The organism is Pseudomonas sp. MF08831 (genome assembly GCF_059862645.1).
The window spans coordinates 366467-389392 of record NZ_JCBCUX010000001.1 but is presented as its reverse complement, the minus strand read 5'-3'; the positions used below and the strand labels follow the sequence as shown (position 1 = coordinate 389392).

Annotated in this window: 23 protein-coding genes; 9 read left to right on the top strand and 14 right to left on the bottom strand. The window is 59.6% G+C overall.

Going from position 1 to position 22926, the window contains the following annotated elements; translation table 11 throughout:
* The first annotated feature begins 66 nt into the window (after positions 1-66).
* Complete coding sequence (locus AC19YS_RS01825; RefSeq protein ID WP_003175719.1) at positions 67-537, top strand: MaoC family dehydratase; 471 nt, start codon at positions 67-69, stop codon at positions 535-537.
* A 69-nt stretch (positions 538-606) separates the two neighbouring features.
* Here AC19YS_RS01825 and AC19YS_RS01820 read toward each other — a convergent pair whose 3' ends face one another.
* Entirely contained in the window at positions 607-1074 is a 468-nt protein-coding gene (locus AC19YS_RS01820) for a ferritin-like domain-containing protein (RefSeq protein WP_106578448.1), read from the bottom strand.
* A gap of 204 nt (positions 1075-1278) precedes the next feature.
* Between AC19YS_RS01820 and AC19YS_RS01815 the strand changes: the two genes are divergently transcribed.
* Positions 1279-1515: a DUF3820 family protein gene (locus tag AC19YS_RS01815; RefSeq protein WP_017139191.1), complete on the top strand. Its 237-nt coding sequence runs from the start codon at positions 1279-1281 to the stop codon at positions 1513-1515.
* Between the two features lie 10 nt (positions 1516-1525).
* Positions 1526-2701, top strand: a complete 1176-nt coding sequence (locus tag AC19YS_RS01810; RefSeq protein WP_200622953.1) for an aminotransferase class V-fold PLP-dependent enzyme — start codon at positions 1526-1528, stop codon at positions 2699-2701.
* A gap of 202 nt (positions 2702-2903) precedes the next feature.
* Here AC19YS_RS01810 and AC19YS_RS01805 read toward each other — a convergent pair whose 3' ends face one another.
* The 3 genes from AC19YS_RS01805 to zwf are packed head-to-tail and all read right to left on the bottom strand — an operon-like array spanning position 2904 to position 5753.
* Positions 2904-3569, bottom strand: coding sequence for a bifunctional 4-hydroxy-2-oxoglutarate aldolase/2-dehydro-3-deoxy-phosphogluconate aldolase (locus AC19YS_RS01805; protein ID WP_106578446.1), 666 nt, complete (start codon positions 3567-3569; stop codon positions 2904-2906).
* A gap of 17 nt (positions 3570-3586) precedes the next feature.
* A complete protein-coding gene (gene pgl, locus AC19YS_RS01800; protein ID WP_500600741.1) occupies positions 3587-4300 on the bottom strand; it encodes a 6-phosphogluconolactonase in 714 nt (237 codons plus the stop codon).
* On the bottom strand, positions 4287-5753 hold the full coding sequence (gene zwf, locus AC19YS_RS01795) for a glucose-6-phosphate dehydrogenase (RefSeq protein ID WP_106578444.1): 1467 nt from the start codon (positions 5751-5753) through the stop codon (positions 4287-4289). The genes pgl and zwf overlap by 14 nt, the downstream gene beginning before the upstream one ends.
* A 219-nt stretch (positions 5754-5972) precedes the next feature.
* On the opposite strand from zwf, the gene AC19YS_RS01790 reads away from it, so the two are divergent.
* Positions 5973-6833 (top strand): MurR/RpiR family transcriptional regulator, encoded by an 861-nt coding sequence (locus AC19YS_RS01790; RefSeq protein ID WP_170039859.1) that lies wholly within the window; start codon positions 5973-5975, stop codon positions 6831-6833.
* Between the two features lie 130 nt (positions 6834-6963).
* Here AC19YS_RS01790 and AC19YS_RS01785 read toward each other — a convergent pair whose 3' ends face one another.
* The 10 genes from AC19YS_RS01785 to AC19YS_RS01740 all read right to left on the bottom strand — a co-directional run bounded on the left by AC19YS_RS01785 (position 6964) and on the right by AC19YS_RS01740 (position 18331).
* The gene (locus tag AC19YS_RS01785) at positions 6964-7809 is read right to left on the bottom strand and encodes a D-hexose-6-phosphate mutarotase (RefSeq protein WP_200622961.1); all 846 of its coding nucleotides are present in this window, start codon (positions 7807-7809) and stop codon (positions 6964-6966) included.
* A 221-nt stretch (positions 7810-8030) separates the two neighbouring features.
* Complete coding sequence (locus AC19YS_RS01780) at positions 8031-9377, bottom strand: carbohydrate porin (protein ID WP_200622962.1); 1347 nt, start codon at positions 9375-9377, stop codon at positions 8031-8033.
* Positions 9378-9473: 96 nt separating this feature from the next.
* Positions 9474-10634, bottom strand: a complete 1161-nt coding sequence (locus AC19YS_RS01775; RefSeq protein WP_200622964.1) for an ABC transporter ATP-binding protein — start codon at positions 10632-10634, stop codon at positions 9474-9476.
* Between the two features lie 2 nt (positions 10635-10636).
* A complete protein-coding gene (locus tag AC19YS_RS01770; protein WP_106578440.1) occupies positions 10637-11482 on the bottom strand; it encodes a carbohydrate ABC transporter permease in 846 nt (281 codons plus the stop codon).
* Entirely contained in the window at positions 11475-12383 is a 909-nt protein-coding gene (locus AC19YS_RS01765) for a carbohydrate ABC transporter permease (RefSeq protein ID WP_017253695.1), read from the bottom strand. The genes AC19YS_RS01770 and AC19YS_RS01765 overlap by 8 nt, the downstream gene beginning before the upstream one ends.
* A 92-nt stretch (positions 12384-12475) precedes the next feature.
* The gene (locus AC19YS_RS01760) at positions 12476-13762 is read right to left on the bottom strand and encodes an ABC transporter substrate-binding protein (RefSeq protein ID WP_106578439.1); all 1287 of its coding nucleotides are present in this window, start codon (positions 13760-13762) and stop codon (positions 12476-12478) included.
* A gap of 104 nt (positions 13763-13866) precedes the next feature.
* Positions 13867-15126, bottom strand: coding sequence for a D-mannose isomerase (locus tag AC19YS_RS01755; RefSeq protein ID WP_200622966.1), 1260 nt, complete (start codon positions 15124-15126; stop codon positions 13867-13869).
* Between the two features lie 256 nt (positions 15127-15382).
* A complete protein-coding gene (locus tag AC19YS_RS01750) occupies positions 15383-16210 on the bottom strand; it encodes an ATPase (RefSeq protein ID WP_124418339.1) in 828 nt (275 codons plus the stop codon).
* A 127-nt stretch (positions 16211-16337) separates the two neighbouring features.
* Complete coding sequence (locus tag AC19YS_RS01745; RefSeq protein WP_119741470.1) at positions 16338-17336, bottom strand: NAD-dependent epimerase/dehydratase family protein; 999 nt, start codon at positions 17334-17336, stop codon at positions 16338-16340.
* 98 nt (positions 17337-17434) lie between these two features.
* Entirely contained in the window at positions 17435-18331 is an 897-nt protein-coding gene (locus AC19YS_RS01740; RefSeq protein WP_200622968.1) for a LysR family transcriptional regulator ArgP, read from the bottom strand.
* 98 nt (positions 18332-18429) lie between these two features.
* Here AC19YS_RS01740 and AC19YS_RS01735 point away from each other — a divergent pair, with 98 nt between their 5' ends.
* From AC19YS_RS01735 to AC19YS_RS01715, 5 genes are all read left to right on the top strand, one after another.
* Positions 18430-18831 carry an ACT domain-containing protein gene (locus AC19YS_RS01735; protein WP_200622969.1) on the top strand — a complete coding sequence of 134 codons (402 nt, stop codon included), beginning with the start codon at positions 18430-18432 and terminating at the stop codon, positions 18829-18831.
* Positions 18832-18836: 5 nt separating this feature from the next.
* Positions 18837-19436 carry a LysE/ArgO family amino acid transporter gene (locus AC19YS_RS01730; RefSeq protein WP_119741464.1) on the top strand — a complete coding sequence of 200 codons (600 nt, stop codon included), beginning with the start codon at positions 18837-18839 and terminating at the stop codon, positions 19434-19436.
* Between the two features lie 178 nt (positions 19437-19614).
* Positions 19615-20211, top strand: a complete 597-nt coding sequence (locus tag AC19YS_RS01725; RefSeq protein WP_003212997.1) for a superoxide dismutase — start codon at positions 19615-19617, stop codon at positions 20209-20211.
* A gap of 149 nt (positions 20212-20360) precedes the next feature.
* Positions 20361-20600, top strand: coding sequence for a hypothetical protein (locus tag AC19YS_RS01720; RefSeq protein ID WP_200622970.1), 240 nt, complete (start codon positions 20361-20363; stop codon positions 20598-20600).
* 200 nt (positions 20601-20800) lie between these two features.
* Positions 20801-22852, top strand: coding sequence for a putative bifunctional diguanylate cyclase/phosphodiesterase (locus AC19YS_RS01715; protein WP_200622971.1), 2052 nt, complete (start codon positions 20801-20803; stop codon positions 22850-22852).
* The last annotated feature ends 74 nt before the right edge of the window (positions 22853-22926 follow it).

The window sequence follows — 22926 nt, the reverse complement described above, 5'->3', positions numbered from 1 at the left end:
CGTTTAAAATCAAACGCTTAAAATCATACTGTTTAATTACCGATTAGCCACAGGATGCACCCCGAGATGACGCAGGTTACCAACACCCCGTACGAAGCCCTCGAAGTCGGCCAGACCGCCAGCTACAGCAAGACCGTCGAAGAGCGCGATATCCAGTTGTTTGCCGCGATGTCCGGCGACCACAACCCGGTGCACCTGGATGCCGAGTACGCCAAGGCGACCATGTTCAAGGAGCGTATCGCCCACGGCATGTTCAGCGGCGCCTTGATCAGCGCGGCCGTTGCCTGCGAACTGCCCGGGCCGGGCACTATCTACATCGGCCAGCAGATGAGCTTCCAGAAGCCAGTGAAAATCGGCGACACCTTGACCGTGCGTCTGGAAATCCTCGAGAAGCTGCCCAAGTTTCGCGTGCGCATCGCCACTCGCGTGTTCAACCAGCGCGATGAGCTGGTAGTGGACGGTGAGGCGGAAATCCTGGCACCCCGCAAGCAGCAGGTGGTGACGTTGACCGAACTGCCGCCGATCAGCATCGGCTGATGCCTGGGTGTAAAAATTGCCCATAAAAAAAGCCCCGCATCAGCGGGGCTTTTTCTAATCAGGAGCGACTCAAGACTGAGCGCGAGCCTGGTTACGCAGAGCTTTCACCTGGTCGTGGTTACGTTGGGCGCCATGGAACTGACGCTCAACCAGGTCACGAATACCCAGCAGGTTGTGCTTGTTGATCTTCTCGATCGCTTCTTTGTAAGCCTTCAGTGCGTGGTCTTCACCACGCTCGGCTTCGTTCAACACGGCTTCTTCATCTTTGCCGGTGACCAGCGATTTCACGTCGACCCAACCACGGTGCAGTGCGCCGGCAACCGAACCGGATTTTTCCGGATCGCCACCCAGGGCTTTCACAGCGGTTTGCAGCTCGGCAGCAGCGCTGGCGCAGTCGGCGGCACGCTTCTGGAAGAGCGCTTTGAGCTCTGGGTGCTTGATGTCTTCAGCACAAGTTGCGAAGCCTTTCTGGCCGTCTTTGCTGGTCTCGATCAGGTCGTTGAGTACAGAGATCGATTCTTTGTTGATGTCAGTCATTTTTCAATTCCTTGTGCGGGTTAAGAAACGTGTATTAATGATTGCAGCGCCCGTGCCAAGTTTTTAAAAACAACTTTTCCCTTATTTTTCAACTGGATAAAAATTATTGAACCATCTGTATGCGAGTTATTTGCATGATCTGTCATTTGGCCTTCATGCAGAATGCCTGTATTTTCCAAGGTCTCGACTTAAACGCCTGATGCCATGAACCCCGAAAAACTCGAATTGCTGATCACCCGCGAAATGCCCTTCGGCAAATACAAGGGGCGGATCATCGCCGACTTGCCCGGCCCCTACCTGAACTGGTTTGCCCGCGAGGGATTTCCTCACGGCGAGTTGGGCGGCTTGCTGGCATTGATGCAGGAAATTGACCACAACGGCCTGTCCGAACTATTGGAACCGCTGCGCGTAAAGCACGGCAAACCTGCCCCCCGCCACTGAGAGTCTCGCCATGCCAAGGAATGCAGATAACGAACGTCATTGGCAGGCCATTGCCCAGCGCTATGAGCTGGAACCTGGCCCGATCAATCTGGAAAACGGCTACTTCGGGCGTATGAGCCGCGCGGTACGGGCGCAGTACCTGGAGCACGTCGCGTTTATCAACCGCAGCAACTCGCTGTATGTGCGCCAGCGCTTTGAGCAGGGTGAAAACGTCGAGGTGCGCCGCCAACTGGCCGGGCTGATCGACGCCGACCCGGAGTCGATTGCCTTCACCCGCAATGCCACTGAGGCGTTGCAGTCACTGATCCGCAACTACAACAACCTGCAACCGGGCGACCAAGTGCTGATCAGCGACCTGGAGTACGACACGGTCAAAGGCGCGATGCGCTGGCTGGCGGGCTATCGCGGTGTGGAGGTGATCGAGTTATCCCACGCCCACCCGGCCAGTTTCGACAGCCTGGTACAGACTTATCGCACCGCGTTTGTGCAGTACCCGCGCCTCAAGTTGATGGCCCTGACCCATGTGACCCACCGCACCGGCCTGGTAATGCCCGTCGAGGCGATTGCCAACGCCGCACGTGAGCACGGCGTGGATGTGATCCTTGATGGCGCCCATGCCCTGGGCCAGATCGAATTCAACCTCGCCCAACTGGGCATCCAGTTTGCCGGCTTCAATCTGCACAAATGGATCGGCGCGCCGCTGACCCTGGGCTTTCTGTACATCGCCCCGGAGCGCCTGGCCGCTATCGACCCGGACATGGGCGAGTTTCATTACCCGCCCACCGATGTTCGCGCGCGTACGCCCTACAGCACACCGAATTTCCCGGCACTGATGACCTTGCCGCTGGTGCTGGAAGAGCACCGGGCATTGGGTGGCTCGTCAGCCAAGGGCGCACGGGTCAATTATCTGCGGAATCTGTGGGTGAACCAGGTGCGTCAGTTGCCGGGCATCGAGGTGCTGACGCCGGATGACCCACGGCTGTATTGCGGGATCACGGCGTTCAAGTTCACCGGGCGTGATCAGCAGGTGATGGCGGATCGGTTGCTCAAGGACTACGACCTGTTTACCACCACCCGTGTCGGCGCGGCCTTTGGCAGCTGCATTCGGGTGACGCCGGGGTTGGTGACCTCGGCGGCGGACATCGATGTCTTGGTCAAAGCAATAACCGAGCTAAGCGCGGACTGAAATGTGGGAGCGGGCTTGCGCGCGAATATGCTGTGTCAGTCGACGAATAGGCCAACTGAACCAGCGCATTCGCGCGCAAGCCCGCTCTCACATTGATCGGCGTTGAATTTGAGGTTTTCTACAGGCAAAAAAAAGCGGCACACCGACCAAGTGCGCCGCAAAAATGCCGTTAAGCACAGCAACAACGATTCGGTAAATCAGCTCAATCCAGCAGCGCCAGCGCCTGTGCGGTGACTTCCTGGATGCGGGCCCAGTCGCCGTTCTTGATCCATTCCGGATCAAGCATCCAGCTACCGCCCACGCACATCACGTTTTTCAACGCCATGTAGTTTTTGATGTTGGCCGGGCCAACGCCGCCGGTAGGGCAGAACTTCACTTCGCCGAACGGCCCACCCAGCGCCTTGATCGCAGCAACGCCGCCGCTCACTTCAGCCGGGAACAGTTTGAAGCGACGGTAACCCAGGCCATAGCCCTCCATGATGCCGGAGGCGTTGCTGATGCCTGGCAGCAACGGGATCGGGCTGTGCACCGAGGCTTCCAGCAGGTCACGCGTAATGCCTGGCGTGACGATAAACTGCGAGCCCGCCACTTCGGCGGCTTCAAGCATGTGGCGGTCGAGTACGGTGCCGGCACCGGTGCACAATTCCGGGCGTTGCTCGCGCAGCACTTGAATTGCCTTGAGGCCAAACTCGGAACGCAAGGTCACTTCCAATGCGGTCAAACCGCCGGCTGCCAGGGCATCGGCCAGCGGCAGGATGTCCTGTTCACGGGCGATGGTGATCACCGGCAGGATCCGCGCCTTGGCGCAGAGGCTGTCGATCAAGGCAACTTTATCCGCCATGGACACGGTCGGTTGAGGGCTTTTCATAGCGGCTGATCCTTGGCTCATGGGCACCAGTAAATCTCTAAAGTAGGTTGCAAAAACGCGCGAATCGGCATGGCAGCAACGTCGTCACTGGCCAGCGCGGCGCTCAAGGTGGTCAATTTCGCGCTGCCGGAAATCGACAGCACGGTGTAGTGGGCCGTGGCCAGCAACGCACGACTCATGGTCAGGCGCTGGTGCGGCACGGTCGGCGCGAGCATCGGCCAGCAACGGCGGGTACCGTCGGGCTTCAGTGCTTCAGCCAGGTTCGGGCTGTTGGGGAACAGCGACGCGGTGTGGCCGTCATCGCCCATGCCGAGTACCAGCACGTCGATGGCGGGCAACTCTGCCAACTGGCGATCGGCCAGTTCGGCGGCGTCTTCAAGCGTGGCTGCAACGTGATACAGGCTGAGGAACTTGGCCTTGGCCGCCGGACCTTGCAGCAAGTATTTTTTCAGCAGGCCGGCGTTGCTGTCGGCGTGTTCCACCGGCACCCAACGTTCGTCGACCAACGTGATGGTGACCTTGGACCAGTCCAGGCCCTGTTTGGCCAGGTTCTGGAAAAACGCCACGGGGCTGCGGCCGCCGGACACCACCAGGGTCGCCTCGCCACGGGCACTGATGGCCGCGCGCAGTTGCTCGGCCACGTCATTGGCCAGGCCATCGGCCAGCAATACGGGCGTGCGGTACTCATGAGCAGTTACGCCCTGAGGCAGTTTCAATTCAGATATCGCCATACCATGACCTCCCATCCCGCGTGATCAGTGCAATTGAGCTCATCGGCCCCCAGGAACCCGCCGCGTACGGCTTGGGCGCATCACCGGATTTTTTCCACCCGGCGATCAACTGGTCACACCATTTCCACGCGGCTTCGATTTCATCTTTGCGAACAAACAGGTTCTGATTGCCGCGCATCACTTCCAGCAACAACCGCTCGTAGGCATCCGGAATACGGGTGCTGCGATAGGTGTCGGAAAAATTCAGTTGCAGCGGGCCACTGCGCAGTTGCATGCCCTTGTCCAGGCCTTGCTCCTTGGTCATCACACGCAAGGAAATACCTTCGTCCGGCTGCAGGCGAATGATCAGTTTGTTGCTGATCTGCAGGCGCTGCTCGGGGGCGAAGATGTAGTGGGACGGTTCCTTGAAGTGGATGACGATCTGCGACAGCTTTTGCGGCATGCGCTTGCCGGTACGCAGGTAGAACGGCACCCCGGCCCAGCGCCAGTTACGGATATCGGCACGCAGGGCGACAAAGGTTTCGGTGTCGCTCTGGGTGTTGGAATTCTCTTCTTCCAGGTAACCCGGCACTGGCTTGCCGGCACTGTAGCCGGCGATGTACTGGCCGCGCACCACTTGGGTGGTCAGGCCTTCCGGGCTGATCGGCGCCAGCGCCTTGAGCACCTTGACCTTCTCGTCACGGATGCTGTCGGCGGACAGGTCGGCCGGCGGGTCCATGGCGATCAGGCAAAGCAGTTGCAGCAGGTGGTTCTGGATCATGTCGCGCAGCTGGCCGGCCTTGTCGAAGTAACCCCAGCGGCCTTCGATACCGACCTGCTCGGCCACAGTGATTTCCACGTGGGAAATGTAGTGCTGGTTCCACTGGGTTTCGAACAGGCTGTTGGCAAAACGCAACGCGATCAGGTTTTGGACCGTCTCTTTGCCCAAGTAGTGGTCGATACGGTAGGTGCGGTTTTCCGGGAAAAACTGCGCCACGGCGTCGTTGACCTTGCGCGAGGACTCCAGGTCCGAACCGATGGGTTTTTCCAGCACGACGCGGGTGTTTTCCGCCAGGCCGACCTTGGCCAGGTTTTCGCAGATCGCCCCGTAAACAGCCGCAGGAGTGGCGAAATAGGCGATCAGGCGTTGGTCACTGCCGACCTTCTCGGCCAGGCCGACGTAATCGTCGGCTTTCATGAAATCGACATGCACATAGGCCAGGCGCGCGAGGAAGCGTGTGGCCACGGCTTCATCGAGTTCCTTGCCGACGTACTTACGCAGTTCTTTCTCGATGTGGGCCATGTGCTGCTGTTCGGAGCCGGCCTCACGGGCCAGGGCCAGAATGCGCGTGTCGTCGTGCAGGAGGCCTGCGCCATCGAGTTGATAGAGAGCAGGAAATAACTTGCGCAGCGCCAGATCACCCAACGCGCCAAACAGGGCAAAGGTGCAGGGTTCTACGGTTATCGAAGGCATGATGTTTGTTCTTTTATCAAGTTAAGCTACAAATACCTTTTTTCAAGGCATCACTCAAGGAAAAATGTAGTAATAACCACAACATTTTCCCAAAATACGCATTCCGAGTGGTGGTGTTCAGCTACCCTCAGTAGGATAGGCCACCGCAAAGAACCACTCGTCGATTGGTTACCGCCCTTAATTTGCATCGTCGCCCGAAGGAAAGACTGAATGGACCGCGTGCGAAATCTTCTGGAACAGATCCGGAACCGCCTCGAAGAATTGAACAAGGCCGAGAAAAAAGTCGCCGAGGTCATCCTGCTCAACCCGCAGCAGGCGACCCGCTTCTCTATCGCCGCCCTCGCCCAGGCCGCCTCGGTCAGCGAACCGACGGTCAACCGTTTCTGCCGTTCGTTCGGCGTCAGCGGTTACCCTGAACTTAAATTGCAGCTGGCGCAAAGTTTGGCCAGTGGCGCAGCGTATGTCAGCCGCGCCGTGGAAGCCGATGATAACCCTGAGGCCTACACGCAGAAGATCTTTGGCAGCGCCATCGCATCTCTGGACAGCGCCTGCCAGGCCCTGGACCCGGCCCTGATCAGCAAGGCCGTGGACCTGTTGATCCAGGCGCGGCAGATCCACTTCTTTGGCCTGGGCGCTTCGGCCCCGGTGGCCATGGATGCGCTGCACAAGTTTTTCCGCTTCAACCTGGCCGTGACCGCGCATGCCGACGTGCTGATGCAACGCATGATCGCCTCGGTGGCGCATACAGGCGAGCTGTTCGTGATTATTTCCTACACCGGGCGTACCCGCGAGTTGGTGGAAGTGGCGCGCATCGCACGGGAAAACGGTGCGTCAGTACTGGGCGTGACCGCCGAGAACTCCCCACTGGCCAAGGCCAGTACGGTGAGCCTGAACATTCCGCTGCCCGAAGACACGGACATCTACATGCCGATGACCTCGCGGATCATCCAGCTCACCGTGCTGGATGTGCTGGCGACCGGCATGACCTTGCGCCGCGGCGTGGATTTCCAGCCGCATTTGCGCAAGATCAAAGAGAGCCTGAATGACAGCCGGTATCCGGTGGGGGATGAGTTTAACTAGCAGCAATCTCCACCTGCAGTACCGGCCCTATCGCAGGCAAGCCAGCTCCCACACTGGGCCGAGTTGCACATTTGGAATGCATTCCCCGGTGGGAGCTGGCTTGCCTGCGATGGCAGCATAAGCTCCACCGCTAAGCCCCAGCCCTGGCCTGCAAACTCAAATGCGCCCTCTCCCCTGGCGCCAGACTCGCACCGGCCATCGCCGACTCCACGCACACAAATCCTGACGCTTCGTTAAAGCTCACGCCCAACAACGGCCGGCTTCCCGGATGCCACACCACGGTGTCGGCGCTGTCGCCGGTGTCGATGCACAATTCGCGCTGCCAGGCGTGGTCCTTGAGGTGCAATTCGCCCTCGTGCTGGAACACCCGTTGGCACCCGCCATCCACGCGAAGCTCACCTTCCTGCTGGCAAGCCTGGCGATTGAGCTGATCGTAACCTTGCGCGCCATCCAGCCCAGACAGCGCTATCTCATCCACGTGACCAATACGCCAATAGGCGTGCAAAGCATGGCTCAATTGGCACGGCAACTCGTCCTGATGCTCAGTGCACAGGCGCAGCGCCAGGGTTTCGCCCAAGTGGGCGTGCAGGTCGACCTGCCAGTCGCACAGCTGCAATTGCCAGTGCAGGCGCACGCCGTCGTCGTCGGTGCTGCTGTCGAGCAGTTTCCAGTCGATCAGCCGCGCCCACCCATGGGAAGGCCAGGCGTTTTCGCTCGGATGGCGCCCATACCACGGCCAGCACACCGGCACGCCGCCCCGGATGGCGCCGACTTGCGGCCACTTGGCCGCGCACCACAGCCAGGGTTTCTGGCCACGCGGTTGAAAGTGCAGCAATTGCGCACCCTGACGACTGAACACTGCCTGGCACAACGGATGGTCGATGACCAACACGTCGCGCATCTGAAAGCGTTCCCAGGCGAATACCGGACGCTCGCGCAGGGATTTAAAAAAGCGTTGCAGCGGATGCTCATGCATGTGCCACGGTCCTGAAATTCATTGTTGCTCAAACCTTGGGTGACCCTGTGGACGCTGGCTTGCCTGCGATAGCACCGCCTCGGTCATTCAGACAAACCGAGGCGCCTGCATCGCTGGCAAGCCAGCGCCCACATGAGGTGTGCACGGCTGCCCAAAAAAAAGCGGATAGCCATGGCTATCCGCAAAATGCGCACAGAGAGAAGGAGCTTATCGCAACAGCGTTAGAACGTAGTCTGAATTTTCAGGCCCGCAACTACCGCGTTGTCGACTTGTTTCACACCACCTGGGTTGGCGATGTACTGCAGGTTAGGACGCACGGTCAGCCAGTTGGTGACGTGGATGCCGTAGTTGAGTTCGACGTTGTACTCAGTGTTACGCAGCGGTGCGTAGCCCGCTTGATCGTAATCAGTGAAGCCGCCGGCCGCATTGAGCAACTCAGCGGTTTTCTTCACGTCACTGTTAGCGTGGATACGCGACACACCGATACCGACGTCATCCTTGGTACGCGCGTCAAATGGCCCTTTGTACACAAGCATCAACGACTGGTAGTTGTCGACCAGGTTGGTGTCTTTGTCGTGGAAGGTCACGTTGGCCGCGATGTTCAGACCACGGGAAGCGTCGCCATTGTGCGTGGTGAGTTGTTGCTGCAGAACGCCCCAGTAGCCGCTTTTGCTGCTACGAACGCGGAAAGCCGCGCCGGAGCTGCCAGCATCACCGCCGTTGACGTCTTCACGTACGTCGGTGGCATCGGCGGTGCTCTTGTAGTAACCCACACGGTATTCGCCCGGCAGGCCATTGACCTTCGGCGACCAGACCAATTCCACCGGCAATACGGTGCCCTTGGTGCCGCTGCCGCTGAGTTTGAAGCCGTTGCCGTGCTCCAGCTGCGATGGGTTCTGGTTGTACGCACCGATTTGCGCATACAGCTCAGGCGTGATGTTGTACTTCACGCGGATCGCCGCTTGGCTGACAGGCCAGTTGTACCAGGTGTTTACATAGTTACCCACTTGCGAGCCGCAGAACGAGAGGTTCTGGAAGTCGCACGGGAAGGTGTTGAAGTCTTCGCCTTCACCGAAGTAACCGAGTTTCACGTCCAGCTTGTTGTCGAACATCTGGTGCTGAATCCAGAATTGGGTCAGACGCACCATGTGGCCACGGCCATCAACTTCTTGAGACGAACTCAAGGTGCCGGCACGCGGGTCACCAATGCGGTCATTGGAGATGTTCGCACCATTACGGTTGGTCAGTTGGATCTTGGCCTGGGTGTTATCCCAGCCCCACAGCTTTTGCAGATCCAGTGCTACGCCCAGACCGAACTGGTCAGCGTAACGGGCAGTTTTGTCGTTGTTGTAGCCACCGCTCAGGTTGCCACCGACTTCCCCAACGTAGTCAGCCTTGATGTCGATACCTTGCTCGATCAGCTTGGTACGCTCGCCGCCCCAATCGCCGGTCATCCACTTGGAATCGGCACTGAAAGCATCGTCCGCCATCGCATTGGCGGACAATACCAGGGCTGCTGCCGCTGACAATTGGCAGATCAGCCGGGTGTTGTTGTGTTGCTTTTTCATCCCTACATCCTCGTCTTTATTGTTATTAAACTGTTTTTATCTAACGCGGGTTACTTTTTTAACCAAAACAACAAGTTATCCATTCAGGCGCAACACTCAGCGTCCCTTGAATTGGGCCACATTGTCCGCACGGTCCTGTGCTGGCAATGAAGCGGCAGTGCCCAGGCGCTCGCCGGTGTTGGCGTCAAACAGCAGCACCTTGGCAGGATCGAATTGCAGGGTCAGGGTCTCGCCCACCTGCGGCGCCACGTCGGGCGCCAGGCGGCAGCAGACCTTGGTGTCGTTCAGTTGCACGAACACCAGAGTGTCCGGGCCGGTCGGCTCGGTGACCTGGACTTCGGCACGAATGCTCGATGCACTGTCGCCCTCGCCTGCCGCCAGCATGATCTGCTCCGGGCGCAGGCCCAGGATCACATCACGGTCTTCGAGGCCGGCGTCCGTCGCGTTAAGCGCCAGCTCGCAGCGCGCCTGGCCGCTGTCGAGCAGCGCCACCAGACGACCGTCCTTGCGTTGCAGGCGCAGCGGCACGAAGTTCATGGGTGGCGAACCGATGAAGCTCGCCACAAATTGGTTGGCGGGGTTGTTGTAGATCTCTTTTGGCGTGCCGAACTGCTGGATGATGCCGTCCTTCATCACCGCGACTTTATCGCCCAGGGTCATCGCTTCGATCTGATCGTGGGTGACGTAGACGGTGGTGGTTTTCAGACGCTGGTGCATCAGTTTCATTTCGGTGCGCATCTCGACGCGCAGCTTGGCGTCGAGGTTCGACAGCGGTTCATCGAACAGGTAAATCTTTGGTCGACGTGCCAACGCACGGCCCATGGCCACACGCTGTTGCTGGCCACCGGAGAGTTGTCCCGGTTTACGGTTGAGCAAGTGTTCGATCTGCAGCAGCTTGGCCACGCGCGCCACTTCGGTGTCGATATCGGCCTGGCTCATTTTGCGAATCTTCAGGCCGAACTCGATGTTCTCGCGCACGCTCATGGTCGGGTACAGCGCGTAGGACTGGAACACCATGGCGATGTCGCGATCCTTGGGGCTCATGCCGCTGACGTCTTTATCACCGATCATGATTGCGCCGCCGGTGATGGTCTCCAGACCGGCGATGCAGTTCATCAGCGTGGATTTGCCGCAACCCGAAGGGCCGACCAGGATCAGGAACTCGCCTTCCTTGATCGACAGTTCGATGTTCTTCAAGGTGTCGGGCAGGCCGGCGCCATAGGTCTTGTTTACGTTACGAAGTTCAAGCGTAGCCATGATTACCCCTTGACCGCGCCGGCCGTGAGGCCGCGCACGAAATACTTGCCTGCGATCACATAGACCAGCAGGGTCGGCAGCCCGGCGATCATCGCCGCCGCCATATCCACGTTATATTCCTTGGCCCCGGTGCTGGTGTTGACCAGGTTGTTCAGCGCCACCGTGATGGGCTGTGAGTCGCCGCTGGAGAACACCACACCGAACAGGAAGTCGTTCCAGATCTGGGTGAACTGCCAGATCAGGCAGACCATGATGATCGGGGTCGACATTGGCAGAATGATCTGACGGAAGATGGTGAAAAAACCCGCACCGTCCAGTCGTGCCGCCTTGATCAGCGCATCCGGAATGCTCACGTAGTAGTTACGGAAGAACAGTGTAGTAAACGCCAACCCGTAGACCACGTGCACAAACACCAGGCCGGTGGTGGTGCTGGCCAGGCCCATTTTGCCGAGGGTGAACGAGGCCGGCAGCAGCACGGTCTGGAACGGCAGGAAGCAGCCGAACAACAGCAGGCCGAAGAACAACTGCGAGCCTTTGAAGCGCCAGAACGACAGCACGTAGCCGTTCAACGCGCCGATGGCGGTGGAGATGAGTACGGCCGGAACGGTGATCTTGATCGAGTTCCAGAAGTAGCCATCCACAGTGGCCCAGGCCTTGACCCAGCCGATGCCGGTGACCACGGTCGGCCAGCTCAGCAGGTTGCCGGTGCTGATGTCTTCCGGGGTTTTAAAGCTGGTCAGCAACATCACCACCAGCGGCACCAGGTACAGCAGCACAGCGAGGATCAGTACCGCGTAGATCGCGACGCGACTCAGGCTGATGGTCGGTTTGGAAGCAAGACTAGTCATTACGCTTGGTCCTCAGCTCGGAGTACAGGTAAGGCACGATGATCGCGAGGATCGCGCCGAGCATCAGGATTGCGCTGGCCGAGCCCATGCCCATCTGGCCACGACTGAAGGTGAACGAGTACATGAACATCGCAGGCAAGTCGGACGAGTAGCCCGGGCCGCCGGCGGTCATGGCTGCGACCAGGTCGAAGCTCTTGATCGCGATGTGCGCCAGGATCATCACCGCACTGAAGAACACCGGACGCAGGCTGGGCAGCACCACGCTCCAGTAAATGCGCGGCAGGCTGGCGCCGTCGATCTGGGCGGCACGGATGATCGACTGATCAACCCCACGCAGGCCGGCGAGGAACATCGCCATGATGAAACCGGAGGCTTGCCACACGGCGGCAATCACCAGGCAGTACACGACACGGTCGGGGTCGATCAGCCAGTCGAGACGGAAGCCTTCCCAGCCCCAGTCACGCAGGAGTTTGTCCAGGCCCATGCCCGGGTTGAGCAGCCATTTCCAGGCGGTACCGGTGACGATCATCGAGAGCGCCATCGGGTACAGGTAAATGGTGCGGATAAAGCCTTCGCGGCGGATTTTCTGGTCGAGGAAGATCGCCAGGGTCACGCCAATCACCAGGGTGATGCCGATAAACATCCCGCCAAAAACCGCCAGGTTCTTGCTCGCTACCCACCAGCGGTCGTTGTCGAACAACCGCGCGTATTGCGCAAGACCCGCCCATTTGTAGCTTGGCAGGAACGTGGAATTGGTGAACGACAGCACGAACGTCCACAGGATGTAGCCATAAAAGCCCACCAGCACGATGAACATGCTGGGCGCCAGCACCAGTTTAGGGAGCCAGCGCTGCAGTGCATCGAACGGCGAGGCCTTGCTGAACACAGCAACAGAACTCATGGGAAAATCCAGTACAGGGAAAAAGGACTACAGGAACAAGCCTTGTGAGGGGTCAGGGGGTTTCCCCTCACAAGGATCAGCCTTGCTAACCGTTACTTGGCAGACTTGATCGCAGCGCCGAGTTTCTTGGCGGTGTCGGCCGGGTCGGCTTTCGGGTCGTTGATGTAGTTGGTCACGACATCAAAGAACGCACCTTGCACGGCCAGGGTGGTGGCCATGTTGTGCGCCATGCTTGGCTGCAGGCCGCCGGTCTTGGCGTCAGCCAGGAAGTCCTTGGCAGCGGTCTGGGCGCAGGAATCGAAACCGAGCTTGTCCATTTCGTTGAGCATGTCGGTCCGCACCGGGATCGAGCCTTTGTTGATGCTGAAGACTTTCTGGAAGTTTTCACCCAGCACGACTTTGGCAATGTCCTGCTGACCGGCAGCAGTGCCTTTGTCTTTCTGCTTGAACACCGCCAGGGAGTCGATGTTGTAGGTGAAGGCTTTGTCGGTGCCCGGGAAGGCTACGCACTCGTAGTCCTTGCCGGCGACTTTCTTGGCGGCTGTCCACTCGGACTTGGCCCAGTCACCCATGATCTGCATGCCGGCCTTGCCGTTGATGACCTTGCCTGCTTCCAGGTTCCAGTCCTGGCCTTTGCCGTCGACGTCCATGTAGGTCGCGACTTTCTTCAGCTCAGTCAGGGCCTTGACCATTTCAGGGCCGGTGAGCGCGCCGTTGTCCAGGTCGACCAGGGCTTTTTTGTAACCATCGGCACCCATCACCGACAGTACGACCGCTTCGAACACGGTGCTGTCCTGCCAAGGCTGGCCACCGTGAGCAAGCGGAATGAAGCCTGCGGCTTTGAGCTTGTCGCCGGCTGCGTAGAACTCTTCGAGGGTGGTCGGGTTCTTGGTGATACCGGCTTTCTTGAAGACTTCCGGGTTGATCCACAGCCAGTTGACGCGGTGGATGTTGACCGGCACGGCAACGTAGTTACCTTCGTACTTCACGGTATCGGAGACTTTCTTGTCGAGCAGGGAGTCCCACTTTTCTTCTTTGGCGACGTCTTTGAGCACGTCGGTGTCGAGCAAGCCAGTGGACGCCCATTCCTGGATGTCAGGGCCTTTGATCTGGGCAACGCCAGGCGGGTTGCCGGCAACTGCGCGGCTTTTCAGCACGGTCATGGCCGTGGCACCACCGCCGCCTGCGACAGCACCGTCTTTCCAGGTGAAGCCGTCTTTCTCAACTTGGGCCTTCAGGACATCTACAGCCGCTTTTTCACCGCCCGAGGTCCACCAATGCACAACTTCAACCGTCCCTTTCGAGTCGGCGGCAAATGCACTGAGGGGAAACAACGAGGCAATGGAAATAGCTACGGCGAGGCGATTAATCGCGTTCATCTGAGTACCTTTTCTTGTTGTTATGCATGCAAGTCTAGAGCTTGCGCTGCACGGAGTTTAAACAGGCATTTTCAAGGCGCAGGTAACAAAGGGACGTACAAATGTCACCACTTGGTGACATAGCAACCCTGTGCCAAAGCGCTGGTCATGCTGGGTGACAAGGGTAGCGCAGGCAGCACCACCGCTTGCCAGGCGTGATAAAGATCCGGCTTGCCGCCCCAGATTTTGCTGCTGGGCTGGTTGTGCGGGTTCAGCTCGTGGTGCCAGCTGCCCTGGACACGGTCGATAAAGTGATTTTCGCAAAACTCCCAGAACCGCCGATACCAGGTTTCGTAATGCAGCTCTGCGGTGCGTTTGAGCAGCGCTTGGGCCGCGGCGCTGGCCTCGACATGGGTCCAGTGCAGGCGCTCGCGCACCACCGGGCGGTGGTTCCAATCGAGCGTGTAGACAATGCCGGGAGCACCGTCCACGGCCCAGGCGTATTCGCAGGCACTGGCGAACAAGCCCTTGGCATCGGTGACCAGCCAGTCCGGGGTCGTCAGCCCGGCTTGCAGGCGGGCGGCCTCCAGGTGCAGCACCAGCCGCGCCCACTCAAAACCGTGGCCGGGGGTGATGCCAAAAGGGCGGAAGCCGTCGGCGGGATTGTCTTCGTTATAGCCCAGCAGCGGTTTCCACTGGGCATCGAAATGCTCGATGACCATGAACTGGTTGCCGGCGGCGCAGGTGTGAATAACGCGCTCGACAATGCGCAGTGCGCGGTCCAGCCAGCGCGTGTCTGCGGTGACATCGGCCAGCGCCAGAAACGCTTCGGTAGCGTGCATGTTGCTGTTCGCGCCGCGATAAGCCTCCACACCGGTCCAGTCCTGAGCAAAGGATTCGAGCATGGCGCCCTCCTCCTCGCTCCAGAAGAACTGGTCGATGATGTGCACGGCGTCGTTCAACAGACTCTGCGCACCGGGCGCGCCCACTGCCACCGCCGAACTCGCCGCGAGGGCAACGAAAGCATGCAGGTAAGCGGCCTTGCCACGGTTGCCATCGACGGCCTGGGGCGCGGCGAACCAACCGCCGTGCTCGCTATCACGCAATGGGCCACTCAGGGCCGCGACGCCGTGCGCCACCAGCTCGGCATAACCGGGCAGGCCCATGGCGTGGGCCATGGCAAAGCTGTGGGTCATGCGGGCGGTGTTCATGGTTTCGGCGTGGGCATCGGCGGGCAATTGGCCTTGATCGTCGAGGTTGCCAAAACCGTCAGGCAGGCGCGAGGCTTTGGCGAATGCCAGCAGGCGCTGCCCTTCGGTGGCGAGCCAGCTGTGATGGGCAGGTGCGTTCAGCCAACTACTGGCAGGCAGTGGTTGCATGGTCATGGGTAGCCCTTATTATTTTTTATGGGATGACCGGAGTCTAAACAAGGGTGACATGAGGGCAAGTAACGAAGGGGATTGGAAGTGTCACCAAGCGGTGACAATTCAGACGAGCGCCCTGTGCCTAACGCTGACCCCCTTTAATCGTGGGGGATGGCTTGCCTGCGAGAACACTGAGCCCGTTACAAAAGCATGAGCCGACAGACCGCTATCGCAGGCAAGCCAGCTCCCACCGTTTGAAACCGGCTCACACCGACTATCACTGCCCCCCTAGAGGCCTGACTTTCGCCGGTTCGTTGAGCTGTTGCTGCAGGTTCTGCACCTGGCTCTGCAACGTGGTGATGTTGCGCGTGGTCTGGATACGGAACACGTCGAACTCTTTATTGGTCGGTGCATCGCTGTTGGCGGGCTGGTTTTCCTGAGCGCTTTTGAGTACCACCAGGTCCTGCTCCAGGCGCGCAATCGCCGCGCTTGGGTTGCCCTGTTTCTTCAGGGCGGCCACGTCGGCAGACAGGTCTTTGATTTCGCCTTGCGCCGCCTTGAGCGTTGCCACCGCGTCGGTCAACGCCTGCACCTGGCCCTGCAATTTGGCATTCGCGTTAGCCAGGTCGGTCGTGCTGGCGGTCATTTGCGCCAGGCGCTGGTCCAGCTCGCTCGCCTGGCCGGCAACGCCGACCTGTTGCTTGCCTTGCTCCTGCAACTGCGCTTCCAACTGCTTGATTTGCAACTTGAGCGCTTCGCTGCCGTTGTTCACGTTGGCTTCGCTGGCGACCACCTTGCCGGAAATGTCCTGCAAACGCCCCGCCGCTTCTTCACTGATGCGCGCAAAGCTTTCTTGGGTGGCAACCAATTGCTGGCCCATCAGGGAGATCTGCTGAAAGCTCCACCAGGCAAGGCCCGCAAAGGCGATCAGCAGCGCGCCTACCAGTGCCCACAACGGGCCGGTCGTGGCGCTCTTGACCTTGACCACCGGCGTATTGCGCGAGCGCACGGAGGTAGCGGGTGTCGGCTCGAAATCATCATCGTCCCCGATGTCAGCCCGCAGGCTGGGAACGTTGTCGAAATCGTCTTTAGCATCGTTACGCATGAATCAACCCTGAATCGGTGAGATGGCTACCTGAAAAGCCGAGCGACGGCAGTATAAACCGCGTTCGCGCCGCACTGATCGACCCGGAACCGCACATTCGGTTCCCGATGTATTGCCGGTTGTGAAATTACCTGAGCCCCGGATCTTGAGCTTTCCACCAGCTGCAGAATTCGTCGAGGGCGGTCCACAGGCTGACCTTGGGCTCGTAGTCGAGATAATGCCTCGCGCGGCTGATGTCGAGGGTGAAATCTTTGTTCATCACCTGCATGCCCAAGCGCGACAACGCTGGCTCCGGACGCCCCGGCCACATCGCGCAGAATGCCTCGTTCAACGCGGCCACGCTGTAGGACAAGCCGTAAGACCGATAACGCGTGACCTGGGGCATGTCCATCTGGCGCATCACGTAGTTGACCACGTCCCACACCGGCACGGGCGCGCCATTGCTGATGTTGTAGGCCTTGCCCAGCGCCGAGCCGGTCGCCAGCAAACTGCTGAGCAACGCTTCGTTGAGGTTGTGCACGCTGGTGAAATCGACCTTGTTCAGGCCATCGCCGACGATGGCCAGGCGGTTCTTGCGCTGCATGTTCAACAGGCGCGGAAAAATGCTCATGTCACCGGCGCCCGTGACAAAGCGCGGGCGCAAGGCCAGCACTTCCAGGCCGAACTCCTGGGCACCGAACACCTTCTGTTCCGCCAGGTATTTGGTAGCGGCATACGGGTGCTTGAAGCGCTTCGGCACTTGCTCTTCGGTCAGCCCCAGGTGATCACGCCCGTCAAAGTAGATCGACGGCGACGACAGGTGCACCAGCCGGCCGACGCGCTGCTTGAGACAGGCTTCGACGACGTTTTCAGTGACCAGCACATTGCCTTGATGGAAGTCCTGATACTTGCCCCACAGCCCGACGGCGCCGGCGCAATGCACCACGGCTTCGACGTCTCGGCACAGATCGCGCACCAGGTCGGCATCATTCAAATCACCCTGGATAAACTCGGCACCGCGCCGTACCAGGTGTTCCACACCTTCGGCGCGCCGCCCGTTGACCCGTACGTCCAGGCCTTGCTCCAGAGCGAACCGCGCGAAGCGCCCGCCGATGAAGCCGCTTGCGCCGGTGACCAGAATCTTCATGTAGCCTCCTACGGATGCAGCTGCCAGCGTCAAGCTTCAAGCCACAAGTTAAAAACGATCCGCAAGCTTTTCTCTTGCAGCTTGCAGCTTGACGCTTGTTACTGCTGATAGGGCACCAACCATTGGCCACATGCCTGGGCCAAATGGTCGGTCAACAAGCCCAACAGTTGCCCGCCACTGCGCCAATGATGCCAGTACAACGGCACGTCGATGGGCTTATCTGGCAACAACTCGACCAATACGCCGGTTTGCAGCTGTTCGCGCACCTGTAATTCGGGCACCAGCCCCCAGCCCAGGCCGGCTTCGGTCAAACGGATAAAGCCTTCGGACGAAGGGCATAAATGGTGCTCGAAACCGCCATCGACTCCCAGAGAAGCCAGGTAACGGTGTTGCAGGAAATCATCCGGGCCGAACACCAGCGCCGGTGTTCGCGCCAACTGGTCGGCACGCACGCCCTCAGGGAAATGCCGCGCAATAAACGCAGGGCTCGCCAACGCGCGATAACGCATGGCACCGAGCAACAGGCTGCGCGCGCCAGCCACGGGGCGCTCGCTGGCGCAAATACAGGCCGCCACTTCACCGGCGCGCATGCGCTTGAGGCCAACAGTCTGGTCTTCTACCACCAGGTCCAGCAGCAAATGCTGCTCGGCGCAAAAGTCGCTGACCGCCTCGGCCCACCAGGTGGCGAGGCTGTCGGCATTCAGCGCGATGCGCAAACGCTCGGGCATGCCCTCCTCGTCCAGCGCCGGCACCTGGCTTTGCAGGTCGCGCTCCAGCAAGCGCACCTGTTGCACGTGGTTGAGCAGGCGCCGGCCGATGTCGGTGGGCGTCGGCGGCGAGGCCCGCACCAACACCGGCTGACCGATACGCGCCTCAAGCAACTTGATGCGTTGAGAGATCGCCGACTGCGACAACCCCAACACCTGGGCGCCACGTTCAAAGCCGGCCTGTTCCACCACCGCGGCCAATGCAGACAGCAATTTATAGTCGAACATCAGTTTCTCTAATGAGCGATCAGCAATATTGGTTTTTCTTATACAGCGTAGCCCGCGAGAATGACCAGCATTGCTTCTCTCTATCAAGGAATTCTCACATGGCTGGTGAAACCGCCCTGGCAACCCTGCTGCGCAGCATGAGCCCGCACCTCAATGAAGGCGATTATGTGTTCTGCACCCTGCCCGATCAGCGCGTGCCGCAAGGGTGCGACGTGATCGGCAGCTTTCGCGAACAGGAAGGCCTGACACTGATCCTTGAGCGCCAACAGGCAGAGCACGCCGGGCTGGCGTTTGACTATGTCGCTGCGTGGATCACCTTGAACGTGCACTCCGCCCTGGAAGCCGTGGGTTTAACCGCAGCCTTCGCCAGCGCGCTGGGCAAAGCCGGCATCAGTTGCAACGTGATCGCCGGTTACTACCACGACCACCTGTTTGTCGGCCGCAGCGATGCTGAGCGGGCCATGGATGTATTGCGCCACTTGGCAGCAAACGCGGAGTAACCCTTATGTGGCAAAGCTATGTGAACGGGCTGCTTGTGGCCCTCGGCCTGATCATGGCGATCGGCACCCAGAATGCGTTTGTGCTGGCGCAAAGCCTGCGCCGTGAACACCACTTGCCAGTAGCTGCGCTGTGCATCGTGTGCGACGCAATACTTGTAGCAGCCGGGGTATTCGGCCTGGCCACGGTGCTGGCGCAGAACCCGCTGCTGCTGGCAATCGCCCGCTGGGGTGGTGCGGCCTTCCTGCTGTGGTACGGCACCCTGGCGTTGCGCCGGGCCTGTTCCAGGCAAAGCCTGCAACAGGGCGAAAACCTCAAGGTGCGTTCGCTGCGCGCGGTGCTGCTCAGCGCCCTGGCGGTGACCCTGCTCAACCCGCATGTGTACCTGGACACCGTGCTGTTGATTGGCTCATTGGGCGCTCAACAAACTGAACCCGGCGCCTACGTAGCCGGTGCCGCCAGCGCGTCATTCCTGTGGTTTGCCACACTGGCATTGGGCGCTGCGTGGCTGGCACCCTGGCTCGCGCGCCCCGCTACGTGGCGGCTGTTGGACTTTCTGGTGGCAGCGATGATGTTCAGCGTGGCGTATCAACTGATCAGTGCTTGATGAATATTCCAAAACGCTCTGGAACCTCTATCCCACACAGTTGTTGCGTGGTTTTGCTGCACCCCCGGTGCTATGATCCGGACCCTGCGCCGCAAAGAGTACAAACTCCCCGGCGCTTGTTTGGCCGCCCGTGATCGGCCTTGCGCTCACCGCAACTGACCTGATTAGGAGAATCATCATGGCTTTCGAATTGCCGCCGCTGCCCTACGCACACGATGCCCTGCAGCCGCACATTTCCAAGGAAACCTTGGAATACCACCACGACAAGCACCACAACACCTATGTCGTGAACCTGAACAACCTGGTGCCAGGCACCGAGTTCGAAGGCAAGACCCTGGAAGAAATCGTCAAGTCTTCTTCGGGCGGCATCTTCAACAACGCCGCTCAGGTCTGGAACCACACTTTCTACTGGAACTGCCTGGCGCCAAACGCCGGCGGCCAACCCACCGGCGCACTGGCTGAGGCTATCAACGCCGCTTTCGGTTCGTTCGACAAGTTCAAAGAAGAGTTCACCAAGACGTCCGTCGGCACCTTCGGTTCCGGTTGGGGCTGGCTGGTGAAAAAGGCTGACGGTTCCCTGGCTCTGGCCAGCACCATCGGCGCCGGCAACCCGCTGACCAGCGGCGACACCCCGCTGCTGACCTGCGACGTCTGGGAACACGCTTACTACATCGACTACCGCAACGTGCGTCCAAAGTATGTGGAAGCGTTCTGGAACCTGGTCAACTGGAAGTTCGTGGCTGAGCAGTTCGAAGGCAAGACCTTCACTGCCTAAGCAACGCTTGCGGTAAAGAGAGCCCGGCCATAGTGCCGGGCTTTTTTATGGGCAGCGAATTGTGCTCTGGTGGCTGGAACTCGGTGCGCAGATCTTGCCACGTAGACAGTGTGAGGAATTCGCCTCTCGTACCTGTCGGAGAAATTACTATGACCATCGGCGCAATAACATCCATGCTCCCTATGGTTGCCGGTTTGGCCCAAGAGGGTCTCAAGGCTGTGACCGAGCTCGCTAAAGCGGCCGGTCAAATGGCTCAGTCGCAATCTGGCAACAAGCAAGGTGAAGGTGATCAAAACAAGATTGCGCATGAAGCCATGCATAACAAGGAACGTGTGAATTTTTCGAACAGCGAATCCACCACCAGCACCGTCAACATCAACGTCGCGTAAAAAAGCGTCAGTTCCCAGCGCATCCGCTGCGCCCGCGGGAATTGCTCAAGGCAGGCGGATCCATGTCCGCCTCGCCCCAGCGCCCCTCTTAAGTTCCTTGTCAAACCTGCCGATGCCCTAATGTTCCTTTGACTGCCATCACGAGATTGCCAATACTCATGGCATATTGAGGCCACCCGCATGGAACAAGGAATGCCCCTTTGAAGCTGGAACTCAAAAACAGCTTGTCGGTGAAGTTGCTACGGGTGGTGCTGCTGTCGGCATTGATCGTGGGCGTTGCGCTGAGCGTGGCGCAGATCGTTTTCGATGCCTACAAGACGCGCCAGGCCGTGGCCGGCGATGCCCAGCGCATCCTCGACATGTTTCGCGACCCCTCGACGCAGGCGGTCTACAGCCTGGACCGCGAGATGGGCATGCAGGTGATCGAAGGCCTGTTTCAGGACGATGCCGTGCGCATGGCCTCCATCGGTCATCCCAACGAAACCATGCTCGCCGAAAAAAGCCGCGCATTACAGCAATCGCCCACCCGCTGGCTGACCGACCTGATTCTGGGCCAGGAGCGCACCTTTACCACATCATTGGTCGGCAAAGGCCCCTACAGCGAGTATTACGGTGACTTGAGCATCACCCTGGACACGGCCACCTATGGCAAAGGTTTTCTGGTCAGCTCGGTGATCATCTTTATTTCCGGCGTACTGCGCGCCCTGGCCATGGGGCTGGTGCTGTACCTGGTCTATCACTGGCTGCTGACCAAGCCGTTGTCACGGATTATCGAGCACCTGACGTCGATCAACCCGGACCGGCCCAGCGAACACAAGATCCCCCAAATCAAAGGCCATGAACGCAACGAGCTGGGGCTGTGGATCAACACCGCCAACCAGTTGCTCGAATCCATCGAACGCAATACCCACCTGCGGCACGAGGCAGAATCGAGCCTGCTGCGCATGGCCCAGTACGACTTCCTCACCGGCCTGCCCAATCGCCAGAAATTGCAGGAGCAACTGGACAAGATCCTGATCGACGCCGGCCGCCGACAGCGCCGCGTTGCGGTGTTGTGCGTAGGCCTGGATGACTTCAAAAGCGTCAACGAACAGTTCACTTATCAGGCCGGCGACAAACTGCTGCTGGCCCTGGCCGATCGCTTGCGCGCCCACAGCGGCCGCCTCGGCGCCCTGGCCCGGCTGGGCGGCGATCAGTTCGCGCTGGTGCAGGCGGATATCGACCAACCTTACGAAGCCGCCGAACTGGCACAAAGCATCCTGGATGACCTGGAAGCCGAATTTGCCCTCGAGCATGAGCAGATTCGCCTGCGTGCGACCATCGGCATCACGTTGTTCCCGGAAGACGGCGACAGCACCGAGAAGCTGCTGCAAAAAGCCGAACAGACCATGACCCTGGCCAAGAGCCGCTCGCGCAACCGCTATCAGTTCTATATCGCCAGCGTCGACAGTGAAATGCGCCGACGCCGCGAGCTGGAAAAAGACCTGCGCGACGCCCTCAGCCGCGACCAGTTTCACCTGGTCTACCAACCGCAGATCAGCTACCGCGACCACCGCGTGGTGGGCGTGGAAGCCTTGATCCGCTGGCAGCATCCGGAACACGGCCTGGTGCCGCCCGATTTGTTCATCCCGTTGGCCGAACAGAACGGCACCATTATTCCGATTGGCGAATGGGTACTCGACCAGGCCTGCCGGCAATTGCGCGAATGGCATGACCTGGGCTTCACCACCCTGCGCATGGCGGTCAACCTGTCCACCGTGCAGTTGCACCACACCGAGCTGCCGCGGGTGGTCAACAACCTGATGCAGATTTACCGCCTGCCGCCGCGCAGCCTTGAACTGGAAGTGACCGAGACCGGCCTGATGGAAGACATCAGCACCGCCGCCCAGCACTTGCTGAGCCTGCGCCGTTCCGGGGCGCTGATTGCGATTGATGACTTCGGCACCGGCTATTCGTCCCTCAGCTACCTGAAAAGCCTGCCACTGGACAAGATCAAGATCGACAAGAGCTTCGTCCAGGACCTGCTCGATGACGACGACGACGCAACCATCGTGCGCGCCATTATCCAACTGGGCAAAAGCCTGGGCATGCAGGTGATCGCCGAAGGCGTGGAAACCGCCAAGCAAGAGGCCTACATCATTTCCGAGGGCTGCCACGAGGGCCAGGGCTATCACTACAGCAAACCGCTGCCAGCGCGGGAGTTGGCGGCGTATCTGAAACAGTCCGAGCGCAACAACGCTGCGATTCTCTGATCGCTCAAAACAATACTAAATATTTCCCTCGTATAAACCTTTACACAAAATGCAAATCTTTCGCATTATGTCGC